The sequence below is a fragment of the Pseudomonas moorei genome (genome assembly GCF_008801475.1).
In the GTDB taxonomy this organism is placed as follows: Bacteria; Pseudomonadota; Gammaproteobacteria; order Pseudomonadales; family Pseudomonadaceae; genus Aquipseudomonas; species Aquipseudomonas moorei.
Genome location: NZ_VZPP01000005.1, coordinates 359,500 through 371,106, shown reverse-complemented (window position 1 = coordinate 371,106; position 11,607 = coordinate 359,500). Strand labels below are relative to the sequence as shown.

The window sequence follows — 11,607 nt, the reverse complement described above, 5'->3', positions numbered from 1 at the left end:
GTCAGTGATTCAATGAAAAAGGGGCAACGGTTCACAGTGCGCTGAAATCAATCGCCTGGTACAAATCTGCGCCTATGCCGGCAAAGCTCAGCATGGCCGGAAGTTGCTCGGCAAAACCCTGGAAACCATGGTCGCCGCCCGCCTGGATACGCAAGGCACAGGCTCGGTAATACTGCTGGGCGAGGCGATAGTCCAGCGTTTCGTCACCGGTCTGCAACCATACCTGATAGCGCTGCGGATCCTGCGGGGCGGGCACTTCCAGCTCGACCAGGGCCGTCACATGGTCGTGGGTCAGTTCCCAGGTCTCATCGGTATACAGGTTTTTCTGCGGCCCCAGAAACCCGTCGAACATCCGGTGCGGACTGACGGCAGGGTTGATCAACAGGGCTTTGAGGCCATGGCGTTCGGCCAAGTGAGTCGCATAGTAGCCGCCGAGTGAGCTGCCGACCAGCAGTGGCCGTCCCAGCGCCTCAATCGCTTGTTCCAGCTGACCGATGGCTTCACGGGGATGGTGATGCAAGGCCGGCACGCGCAGTTGGTCACTCAAGCCCAGACGCTCCATCACTTCGCTCAACTGAGTGGCCTTTTTCGACGCAGGCGCGCTGTTGAACCCGTGGATATAAAGGATCGAGCCGGACATTTGAACTCCCTGTGCGTCGGGTAAAGAGGCGCAGTTTACAGGGACTTGGGCACGTTGGGTGCCGATGAATGCGATCCTTGTGGGAGCTGGCTTGCCAGCGAAGAGGCCGTCACCTTCAACATCCATGTCGTTTGACAGTGCGCTTTCGCCAGCAAGCCAGCCCCTGCAAGGTGCCTCAATAGCCGTTGGAGCCGTAATCAATCTGGAAGTCGAAACCGGTAACCCGTTCCACAGCGGTTTCGAGCTGGCCATCCGGCAATAACCGCAACCAACGATACCCCGGCGCTTGCTCTGTGACCTTGAAATCATCGCTGCCCGGTTCGAACTGAATGCAGGTCGAGGGCGAAGCAATCAAACGCACATCGTTGCGCCATTGATCGACTTCCTGATGCACATGCCCCCACAGCACGGCGCGTACCTGTGGAAAACGATCCAGCACAGCAAACAAAGCCTCGGGATTACGCAGCCCGATCGGCTCCATCCACGCACAATCGATCGATACCGGATGGTGGTGGAAACACACCAGGTGATGGCGCTCCGGCGCTTCACTCAAGGATTGCGCCAGCAACTGCAACTGCTCGTCCTGCAAATACCCCGGCACCGAGCCCGGCACCGCTGAGTCGAGCAGCGTGACCCGCCAGTTGCCGATGTCGACCACCGCTTCCAGCAACGCGCTCTGCACCGCCGCTTCAGCCATGATCAGCGGCTCGTCATGATTGCCGGGAATCCAGCGCGCTGGCGCATCGAGCTGCCGGGTCAAGTCGCGAAACTGCTGGTAAGACTCCAGCGTGCCGTCCTGAGACAGATCACCCGTGGCCAGGATCAGGTCGATCTGCGGCTGCTGCTCGCGTACCAGCTCGATGACTTTCTGCAGGCTGTCGCGGGTGTTCATGCCCAGCAGCGTGCCCTCCGCCTCGGCGAACAGATGACTGTCGGAAAGTTGCACCAGCAACGCCGTATCGGCGGCACTCAATGTGGATACGCTCGGCAAGGTGTTCTCCCAGGGCGTGATCACGGGATTGGATGAATGGCGCAATTATGCTGGGGGACGATCGAAAGGGGAAATCCGCGAACCTGACACAGTTCACAACTGCGGCTCACAATTAACTAACGCACGACTTCGTACTCGTGCCCCAACGCCAGGCAATGGCTCAACCACTCGCCCAGAAACATGTTCAGCTGGGCCTTTTCATCCGGCTGGTGCATCGAGGCATTCGGGTAAGGATAGATGCCACGAAAGCGTCGCGCATGTTCGGCGCTGACCACTTCGGCCATGCACGCGTCGTGATAGACCTGCACTTCCAGTTGCGGCACCGGCAGCCACGGCAGGCTGTGTTCCTGGCGAACTTGCAGGGTCGTGGTGTACGGGCAGACTTGCAGCACTTCCAGCGCCAGCACCCCGAGCATCTGGTCGCCATGGGTCACGGCGATGCGTCGCGCGGCAGGCTCGCTGCGCATGTCCGGCAGCAGTCGCATCAGGCGCGCGTAGTTCGCCTCGCAGGACGCTTGCAGCCCCACCAGATCCACCCGATAGCGATCGCGCAGCTTGTTTACAACCATAACCCCCTCACTTCAACGCGATTCAAAGCCAGCCATTGCAAGGCAATGATGCTTGGTGCGTTGGCAATACGTCCGTCGCGCACGGCTTGCAGGGCATCTTCAAAGGCCCAGACCGAAACGCGGATATCTTCTGCTTCTTCCTCCAGCCCATGCAGGCCGCCGACCCCGGTTGTCTCGCAACGCCCCAGGTACAAATGCACGAATTCATTGCTGCCGCCCGGCGATGGAAAATATTTGGTCATCGGCCACAGCGCCCCGAATACAAGCCCAGCTTCCTCCTGCCCTTCGCGGTGAGCAACTTCTTCCGGTATTTCTTCCTTGTCGATCAGACCAGCGACCAGTTCGATCAACCAGGGATTGTCGGTCTTGCCCATGGCGCCGACGCGGAACTGCTCGATCAGCACCACTTCGTCGCGCTGCGGATCGTAAGGCAGCACGCACACCGCATCGTGGCGCACGAACACTTCACGATTGATCTCGCGGCTCATGCCACCAGCGAACAGCTCGTGGCGCAAGTGCACGCGATCGAGCTTGTAGAAGCCCTGATAGCACTTTTCGCGCCGAACGATATCAACGGCGGTCGGAATGGCGGTGGCAAAATCAGTCATGACTATCCTCGTAACGACAACGAGGCTCCAGCCTCGACTTCGCGCCATCCTAACGCGCCGCAGACCTTTGATGCAGCCCCTTTCCCGTCAGCGGGATAGACGGTGAGGGCGAAACCCACTCTAATTAGCTTAGTGGCGAACTGACTGCTTCGTTGACAGTCGAAGCGGGTAACTTTTCGCCTTTCCCTGTTTTATGAAGGACAACCATGTCGCTTTTTAAAATCGCCTCCGTGGCCGCTATCGCCCTGACCCTGGGTGCCTGCCAGAGCCTGTTCCAGCCCAACTATCGGGCGCCGCTGGAAACCACTCGCGACGCCTCTGAACAGCTCAAGCCCGGCTGCAAGGATCAGGATTGCCCGCTGGTGAACATTGATATCGTGCACTTCCCGACCGAGCCCGAGCTGGACAGCATCATCGAAAAACGCCTGCTGCAAATGACCCGCACCTCACCCGATGCCCCCGTGGCGCCGACACTGGCCGCGTATCGCGAACAGTTTTTGCGCACCGCCGGCCCACGCAACAGCAGTTATTTGCAATCGAAAGTACGCGAGCAGCATGACGGCTTGGTGATTGTCGAAATGTCCAGCTACCTGGACACCGGCGGCGACCATGGGACGCCGGGCCGGGGCTTCATCAACTACTCACGCCAACAACATAAAGTACTGACGCTGTCGGACATGCTGGTGCCGGGGCAGGAAGAGGCGTTCTGGAAAGCCGCGCAGGTGGCGCACAACAGCTGGCTGATCAGCACCAGGCTCGATCAGGAACCGGAGTTCGTGAAGAGCTGGCCGTTCCAGAAAACCCGGAACGTGGCGCTGACCTATGGCGGTGTGATCCTCAAGTACGACACCAGCACCATCGCGCCTTACGCGCTGGGCCATGTCGAACTGAAGATCCCCTACCCTCGCCTGAACGGCATCATCAAGCCCGAGCTGTTTCCCGGCCGTAACTGAAAGCCCGGCCCAGCACGAGTTGCAACAGCCCTGCCAGCACCAGCGCCGGCAGGGTTGCACCGATGTCCGGATACAGATTGGCCAGCAGATGGTAGGTGCTGATCCCGCCCAGCCAGGCCAACAGCGCCGGCCAGCGCAATGCGGCTGACGCCACCTGGCCACTGCGTTTACGCAGGATGAAGTGATCCACCAGCACCACGCCGAACAGCGGGGCAAACACAGAACCGATCAATAGCAGGAAGTTTTGGTACTGGGCCAATGGCGCCAGCAGGGCGATCAGGGTGCAGACCACGCCAATGGCCAACGCCAGGTGCTCGACCTTCCAGCGCAACAGAATCCCGCTGGACACCGCCGCCGAGTGAATGTCGGCGAAGGCGTTTTCCGATTCATCCAGCAGAATCAGCAGCAACGGAATACCCAGACCGGCACCCGCCAGGGCCAACAGCAAGGCATTGACCTCACCGCTCGGCGCGAACGCCAGGGTGTAGGCCACGCCCAGGCTCATCAGCCAGAAGTTGCCGATAAAGAAACCGATCGCGGTGCCACCGAATACATTTTTCGCCCGCTTGCCGAAACGCGAGTAATCGGCAATCAGCGGCAGCCACGACAGCGGCATGGCAATCGCGATGTCGAAGCCCACGGCAAACGGCATCGAACCGTCACCGGCCTGCGCCCACAAGCCCGCCAGATCAGCCTTGGCGAACAGGTTCCAGGTCAGCCAGGTGCACGCGGCCAACAGCAGCCAGATGCCCCACTTGCGCAGGATCTTGCGCACGAACGTCAACGGACCGCTGACCGCCAGCAAGGTCGCCAGTGCGCCGAAGACCAGCGTCCACAGCATCGGACTGGACAGCAGACTGCCTTCGCTGAAGGCACGCGCGCCCAACAGGCTGGCGGCATCGCGCATGACGATGATTTCGAACGCGCCCCAACCGATCAGTTGCAGCAGGTTCAGCACCGCCGGCAGGCTCGCGCCTTTGCTACCGAGGCTGAGTTTGAGCGCAGCCATCGACGACAGGCCGGTATCGCTACCGATCACGCCAACGGCGGCCAGCAGCAGAACGCCAACCAGCGTGCCAAGAAAAATCGCCAGCAACGAGCCGGACAGCCCCAGGCCTGGCGCCAACAGTGCGCCGGTCTGCAACACCATCAGGCCGATGCCGAGGGAGAACCACAGGGAAAACAGATCACGGCCGCCGAACACACGCCTGTCAGACGGTACCGCGATATCGGGGGAGTAAGTGCTGGGTTGAATGCTCAAGGGTGTTATCTCGGAGGGACATTGTTGTTGTGTAAACCACCCCTTGTGGCGAGGGAGCTTGCTCCCTCGCCACAAGGGTTATCAGGGCTGAATCAAACTTTCTTGTACAGCTGGCTGCCTTCTTTCTTGAAGCGCTCGGCCTGCTCGGCCATGCCTTGGGCGACGTCCACGTCGACCGCTTCGATCCGCTGGTTGGCGGCGTACTCGCGCACTTCCTGGGTGATTTTCATCGAGCAGAACTTCGGTCCGCACATTGAGCAGAAATGCGCGACCTTGGCCGAATCCTTCGGCAGGGTTTCATCGTGATACGAGCGAGCCGTGTCCGGATCGAGGCCGAGGTTGAACTGGTCTTCCCAACGGAATTCGAAGCGCGCCTTGCTCAAGGCATTGTCACGAATCTGCGCGCCCGGATGCCCTTTCGCAAGGTCGGCGGCATGAGCGGCGATCTTGTAGGTGATGATCCCGGTCTTCACGTCATCCTTGTTCGGCAGCCCCAAATGCTCCTTCGGTGTCACGTAGCAGAGCATGGCGCAACCGAACCAGCCGATCATGGCCGCCCCGATACCGGAGGTGATGTGGTCGTAGCCGGGCGCGATGTCGGTGGTCAGCGGGCCTAGGGTGTAGAACGGCGCCTCGTCGCAGCACTCAAGCTGCTTGTCCATGTTCTCTTTGATCAACTGCATCGGCACATGGCCCGGGCCTTCGATCATGCATTGAACGTCGTGCTTCCAGGCGATCTTGGTCAGCTCGCCCAGGGTTTCCAGCTCGCCGAACTGCGCTTCGTCGTTGGCGTCGGCGATCGAACCCGGACGCAGGCCATCGCCCAGCGAGAAGCTGACGTCGTAGGCCTTCATGATTTCGCAGATTTCGTCGAAATGGGTGTAGAGGAAGTTTTCCTTGTGGTGCGCCAGGCACCACTTGGCCATGATCGAACCGCCACGGGACACGATGCCGGTCACCCGCTTGGCGGTCATCGGCACATAGCGCAACAGCACGCCGGCGTGGATGGTGAAATAGTCGACGCCTTGCTCGGCCTGCTCGATCAGGGTGTCGCGGAACAGCTCCCAGGTCAGGTCTTCAGCGACGCCATTGACCTTCTCCAGCGCCTGGTAGATCGGCACGGTACCGATCGGCACCGGCGAGTTGCGGATGATCCACTCGCGGGTTTCGTGGATGTGCTTGCCGGTGGACAGGTCCATGACCGTGTCCGAACCCCAGCGAATACCCCAGGTCAGTTTCGCCACTTCTTCTTCGATGGAAGAACCCAGGGCGCTATTGCCGATGTTGCCGTTGATCTTCACCAGGAAGTTACGGCCGATGATCATCGGTTCCAGTTCGGTGTGGTTGATGTTGGCTGGAATGATTGCGCGGCCGCGGGCGATTTCTTCGCGGACGAACTCCGGCGTGATTTCCTTCGGGATGCTGGCGCCGAAGCTGTGACCGGCGTGCTGCTGCTTCATCAGGCCGGCAGCGCGGGCTTCTTGCAGCTTCATGTTTTCGCGGATGGCGACGTATTCCATCTCGGCGGTGATGATGCCTTTGCGCGCGTAGTGCATCTGGCTGACATTGGCCCCGGCCTTGGCGCGGCGCGGGTTGTTGACGTGAGCGAAGCGCAGCTTGGTCAGTTCGGGATCGGCCAGGCGCTCCTGGCCGAAGTGCGAGCTCAGGCCAGACAAGCGCTCGGTATCACCACGGTCGTCGATCCACGCCGAGCGCACATCACCCAGGCCCTTGCGCACGTCGATGATGACGTTGGGGTCGGTGTACGGGCCTGAAGTGTCATAGACGGTGACCGGGGCGTTGATTTCGCCACCGAAATCGGTAGGGGTCACGTCCAGGCTGATCTCGCGCATTGGCACGCGAATGTCCGGGCGAGAGCCCTGGACATAAATTTTTTGCGAGCGGGTAAACGGCTGTACCGATTGCTCATCGACCTTGGCCGATTCACTCAGGTGGGTGGCGTTTTTTGCTTTTGTCGTCATCACGGGCTCTCCAGACAGCATCCAGGCAGTGGAATTATGTCGGAGCGAACCTGTAAACGAATGGACGCACGGGCGCTGGGAGTTCCAGCAGTGCTGTGCTCAGTGCTCGAGGGGTGTTCGATTGTCGAACAACATCCCGGACGAAGCACAAGAGGACTCGCCGGGTGACGAGAAATCTTGTTCCCTACGCAGGCGCTAACCTGATCAGGTTCAACGGGATCCGAAATTATTCGATCTCAGCCTCATAGCAAGGCACCCCGACAAGAACCCAATCAGTCTAGACACAACTGGCAAAGAACGCCAACACTGAGGCAATAACCATGATGAATGGCGCAATTGCAGGATTGTTGGCGCCCTGATGCGCAACTACACTCGCTACGCCGTCGCGCGCATTGACGCTGCACGTGTCGCGCCTTAGCCTTGGCGCTCAAATTACTTGTGTAATATTAATTCTAGGGAACGCCTATGCTGCGCAAACTCTCACTGGCCCTGGCCGTGTCTTGTGCGTCCAATGGAATGGCCTGGGCAGAAGCGCCCTTATCCAACAAAACCGATCTGGTCAGCGTCTACCAGGAAGCGGTGAACAACAACGCCGACCTCGCCGCCGCCGTCGCCCAATACGGAGCCCAGAAGGAAGTCGTGCCCCAGGCCCGCGCCGGACTGCTGCCCAATCTCTCGGGTGGCGCGCAAGTGTCCAGCGTGCGCACCTCGCTCGATCAGCCGTCGAGTACCGTCAACCGCGATGCTCATTCGTACCAGGCCACCCTGGCACAGCCGTTGTTCCGTGCCGATCGCTGGTTCCAGTTCCAGGCCGCCAAGGACGTCAATGAACAGGCCGCGCTGCAACTCTCGGCGACCGAGCAAAACCTGATCCTGCAAACCGCCAACAGCTATTTCAATGTATTGCGCAGCCAGGACAACCTGGCCTCGACCAAGGCCGAGGAAGCCGCGTTCAAACGCCAGCTCGATCAGTCCAATGAGCGCTTCGATGTCGGCCTCTCGGACAAGACAGACGTGCTCAATTCACAAGCCAGCTACGACACGGCGCGCGCCAACCGAATCGTTGCGCAGCGCCAGGTGGATGATGCGTTCGAAGCACTGATCACCCTGACCAACCGTCAGTACAACTCGATCCAGGGCATCAGCCACAACCTGCCGATCCTGCCGCCAACGCCGAACGATGCCAAGGCCTGGGTCGAAACGGCCGCCAGGCAGAACCTCAATCTGTTGGCCAGCAACTACGCCGTCAGTGCTGCCGAGCAAACCCTCAAGCAGCGAAAGGCCGGCCACGCACCCACCCTCGACGCCGTGGCGAAATATGAAAAAGGCGATAACGATGCCCTGGGCTTCAGCAACCCGAACGGCTTCCCCCAACCCTACGGTGGCAACGTCGAGCAAACTTCAGTGGGCCTGCAGCTGAACATTCCGATCTACAGTGGTGGCCTGATCAACTCCCAGGTGCGCCAGTCTTATGCGCAACTGGATCAGACCGAGCAGCAACGCGAATCCCTGCGCCGGCAAATCGTCGAAAATACCCGAGACCTGCACCGCGCGGTGAATACCGACGTCGAACAGGTGCAGGCGCGCAAGCAGTCGATCATCTCCAACCAGAGTGCAGTGGAAGCGACCGAAATCGGTTATCAGGTGGGGACGCGCAACATCGTTGACGTGCTGGATGCGCAGCGCTCGCTCTACACTTCAGTGCGCGACTACAACAACACCCGCTACGACTACATCCTCGACAACCTGCGCCTCAAGCAACAGGCCGGCACATTGAACCCGGGGGATTTGCAGGATCTGGCACGCTGGCTCAAGCCTGACTACAACCCGGACAAGGACTTCTTGCCGCCGGATCTGGCCAAGGCTGCGGCTGAGCAGTTGAAGGCAAGACCGGGTCAGTAAGATTGGTTGAACTGTGGAGAGGGAGCTTGTTCCCTCGCCACACTGGATCATTGGCAGTCTCAGGATCGCTCGATCAACCGCCCCAACCCATCCAGCAACCGCTGCAATGCGCCCTGATTGGTGCGCATCACCTTCAACCCCGCCTCCGCCATCCGCTGCGCATCCCTGGGCAATTCGAACAGACGCTGCACCGCCAGCGCCAAGCCTTCGGCATCCTCCACTTCCTGCAACGCCCCGGCACTGCGTAACTGCGCGGCGATGTCGAGGAAGTTGAACAGGTGCGGACCACTCAACACTGGCTTGGCCAGCGCCGCCGGTTCCAGCAGGTTGTGCCCGCCACTGGGCACCAGGCTGCCACCGACAAAGGCACTGTCGGCCAAGGCATAGAGAAACAGCAACTCGCCCATGGTGTCGCCCAGCAACACCGACGTCGCGGCGGTGATCGGCTCGCCCGTGGAGCGGCGGACCGTGGCAAATCCCTGCTGTCGGCACAACTCGAACACCGCGTTGAAACGCTCGGGATGGCGCGGCACCAGAATCAGCAAAGCGTCGGGATGGCTCGCGAGCAACTGACGATGGGCCGCCAGCACCACCTCGTCTTCACCCTCGTGGGTACTCGCCGCGATCCACACCGGGCGCTCCTGCGCCTGCCATTGAGCGCGCAGTTCGGCAGCGCGCTGTAACAGTTGCGGGTCGATGGTCAGGTCGAACTTGATTGAGCCGGTGACTTCAACGGTCTGCGCCCTAGCCCCCAGATCGCGGAAACGCTGGGCCTCGGCTTCGGTCTGCACCGCGAACAGGCTCATTTCGGCAAGCATCGGGCCGGTCAGTCTGGCAAAGCGGCCATAGCCTTTCGCCGAGCGCTCAGACAGGCGTGCATTGGCCAACGCCACGGGAATACCGCGTTTGGCGCATTCATGGATATGGTTGGGCCACAGTTCTGTCTCCATGATCACCGCCAGTCTTGGCTGGACCCGATCAAGGAAGCGCCGGGCGGCGCACGGCAAGTCATAGGGCAAATAGCAGTGCTGGATGCGCGGCTCATTGGCAAACATCGCCTGGATGCGCTCCGAGCCGGTAGGGGTCATGCAGGTGACGGTCATCGGCAGTTGTGGATAACGCTGCAGCAGCGCGCGAATCATCGGCGCGGCGGCAATGCTCTCGCCCACAGACACCGAATGCACCCAGAGGCCACCCGGCTGCATCGTCGGCATCCCATAGGAGAATCGCTCACCGATGCGTTTGGCATAGGCTGGCGCCTTGCGCGCACGCAGCCATAGCCGAATCGCTACCACTGGCAGCCCCAGATAAAACAGCGCGGTATACAGAGTTCTATTCATGGCGGCGGAGTTTATCGGGTTTTTCGCCGATCGCCTGCAAGTGCACGGCAAAACGTTCCGCCAGCCAGCGCGCCGCCGGTCCGAGGGGTTCATCGCGGCGCCAGACCAGTTCCACCACCAGCGCCGGCGGGGTCCACTCGCTGCTCAACTCGACCATTTGCCCCTGATAGGTCGGGTACTGCACCACGTGGCGCGGCAACCAGGCCCAGCCGAGGCCACGCACCAGCCATTCAGCCATCACGTAAAAACTGTCGGCCCGCCAGACTTGCGGGCTGGCCGGCTCACTGCCGGGGTAGACGCTGGACTGAGTCGACATCAGCAATTGGCGATGCTGTGCCAGCGCCTGGCAATCAACCTGGGCCTGCTTCGCCAGCGGATGGTCGACGCCGCATACGGTGACCATTTCCACGCTACCGAGCACTCGGCGTTCCAGCGCTTCGGGGATCTGGTCGTGAAAGAACAACAAGCCCAGATCGGCGCGACGCTCCACCAATTTGCGCGCCACCTCGCCCTGGGCCGCACTGGTCAATTGCACTTCCAGACTGGGAAAGCGCTCAGCCAGCGCTTCGAAGCTTTCGATGACCGGCTGATAAGGCATGGCCTCATCCTGAGCCAGCCGCAGACGCGCCTCCTGCCCACGCATCATCGCCAGTGCCCGGCCATTGAGGCGCTCACACTGACGCAACACTTCCCGCGCTTCTTCCAGCAAGGCATTGCCGGCTTCGGTGAGTTTGGGCTGTCGGCCACTGCTGCGGTCGAACAGGCTGACGCCCAGGTCTTCCTCCAGCAACGCGATCGAACTGCTGACCGCCGACTGCGCCTTGCGCTGATCCCGGGCCACGGCAGAAAACGAACGTTGCTCCGCTACGCTCACGAACAAACGCAGCTGCTCCAGATTCCATTGCATGCTCATGCTTCAACCCATCTCCACAGCAGATAGGTAATGACTTTACCGCATCTGACGAATCTCTAGAATGCCACCTCACAAAGCAACACTTCATACGAGGATCGACCCATGACCGCTTACTACTACCTGGCCATTGCCATCTGCGCCGAAGTGATTGCCACCGTTTCGATGAAAGCGGTCAAAGGCATCAGCACCCCATTGCCACTGTTGCTGGTGATCGTCGGTTACGGAATTGCCTTCTGGATGCTGACCCTGGTGGTCCGTAGCGTGCCGGTGGGTGTCGCGTACGCGGTCTGGGCCGGCATGGGGATCGTGATGGTCAGCGTGGCGGCGCTGTTTATCTATGGGCAGAAGCTGGATGTGCCGGCGATGCTGGGGATGGCATTGATCGTATTGGGCGTTGTTGTCATCCAGCTCTTCTCCAAGACTGCCGGGCATTAAAATCCGCGCACAA

At 60.5% G+C, this 11,607-nt stretch carries 11 protein-coding genes and 1 riboswitch; of the genes, 3 read left to right on the top strand and 8 right to left on the bottom strand.

Annotated elements, in window-relative coordinates; translation table 11 throughout:
- Nucleotides 1-31 precede the first annotated feature (31 nt).
- The 4 genes from F7R06_RS11895 to F7R06_RS11880 form a co-directional block, all read right to left on the bottom strand.
- Nucleotides 32-640: a YqiA/YcfP family alpha/beta fold hydrolase gene (locus tag F7R06_RS11895; protein WP_090328459.1), complete on the bottom strand. Its 609-nt coding sequence runs from the start codon at nt 638-640 to the stop codon at nt 32-34.
- A gap of 175 nt (nt 641-815) precedes the next feature.
- Nucleotides 816-1,631, bottom strand: coding sequence for a 3',5'-cyclic-AMP phosphodiesterase (gene cpdA / locus F7R06_RS11890; protein ID WP_090328457.1), 816 nt, complete (start codon nt 1,629-1,631; stop codon nt 816-818).
- Between the two features lie 116 nt (nt 1,632-1,747).
- Nucleotides 1,748-2,200 carry a DUF1249 domain-containing protein gene (locus F7R06_RS11885; protein ID WP_008063540.1) on the bottom strand — a complete coding sequence of 151 codons (453 nt, stop codon included), beginning with the start codon at nt 2,198-2,200 and terminating at the stop codon, nt 1,748-1,750.
- The gene (locus tag F7R06_RS11880) at nt 2,191-2,808 is read right to left on the bottom strand and encodes an NUDIX domain-containing protein (protein ID WP_090328454.1); all 618 of its coding nucleotides are present in this window, start codon (nt 2,806-2,808) and stop codon (nt 2,191-2,193) included. Before F7R06_RS11880 ends, F7R06_RS11885 begins: the two co-directional genes overlap by 10 nt.
- 206 nt (nt 2,809-3,014) lie before the next feature.
- Here F7R06_RS11880 and F7R06_RS11875 point away from each other — a divergent pair, with 206 nt between their 5' ends.
- Nucleotides 3,015-3,761, top strand: a complete 747-nt coding sequence (locus F7R06_RS11875) for an RsiV family protein (RefSeq protein WP_090328451.1) — start codon at nt 3,015-3,017, stop codon at nt 3,759-3,761.
- Here F7R06_RS11875 and cytX read toward each other — a convergent pair.
- Nucleotides 3,730-5,022 carry a putative hydroxymethylpyrimidine transporter CytX gene (gene cytX / locus F7R06_RS11870; protein ID WP_090328449.1) on the bottom strand — a complete coding sequence of 431 codons (1,293 nt, stop codon included), beginning with the start codon at nt 5,020-5,022 and terminating at the stop codon, nt 3,730-3,732. The two genes, F7R06_RS11875 and cytX, sit on opposite strands and share 32 nt — an antisense overlap.
- A gap of 92 nt (nt 5,023-5,114) precedes the next feature.
- Complete coding sequence (gene thiC / locus F7R06_RS11865; RefSeq protein ID WP_090328446.1) at nt 5,115-7,004, bottom strand: phosphomethylpyrimidine synthase ThiC; 1,890 nt, start codon at nt 7,002-7,004, stop codon at nt 5,115-5,117.
- Nucleotides 7,005-7,168: 164 nt separating this feature from the next.
- Nucleotides 7,169-7,274, bottom strand: a riboswitch (TPP riboswitch).
- 195 nt (nt 7,275-7,469) lie between these two features.
- Here thiC and F7R06_RS11860 point away from each other — a divergent pair.
- Nucleotides 7,470-8,906: a TolC family outer membrane protein gene (locus F7R06_RS11860; protein WP_090328443.1), complete on the top strand. Its 1,437-nt coding sequence runs from the start codon at nt 7,470-7,472 to the stop codon at nt 8,904-8,906.
- A gap of 59 nt (nt 8,907-8,965) precedes the next feature.
- On the opposite strand, the gene waaA is transcribed toward F7R06_RS11860, so the two are convergent.
- A complete protein-coding gene (gene waaA, locus F7R06_RS11855) occupies nt 8,966-10,246 on the bottom strand; it encodes a lipid IV(A) 3-deoxy-D-manno-octulosonic acid transferase (protein WP_090328441.1) in 1,281 nt (426 codons plus the stop codon).
- A complete protein-coding gene (locus tag F7R06_RS11850) occupies nt 10,239-11,159 on the bottom strand; it encodes a LysR family transcriptional regulator (protein ID WP_090328438.1) in 921 nt (306 codons plus the stop codon). Before F7R06_RS11850 ends, waaA begins: the two co-directional genes overlap by 8 nt.
- Before the next feature lie 102 nt (nt 11,160-11,261).
- Here F7R06_RS11850 and F7R06_RS11845 point away from each other — a divergent pair, with 102 nt between their 5' ends.
- Entirely contained in the window at nt 11,262-11,594 is a 333-nt protein-coding gene (locus F7R06_RS11845; protein WP_007902582.1) for a DMT family transporter, read from the top strand.
- Nucleotides 11,595-11,607: the final 13 nt, after the last annotated feature.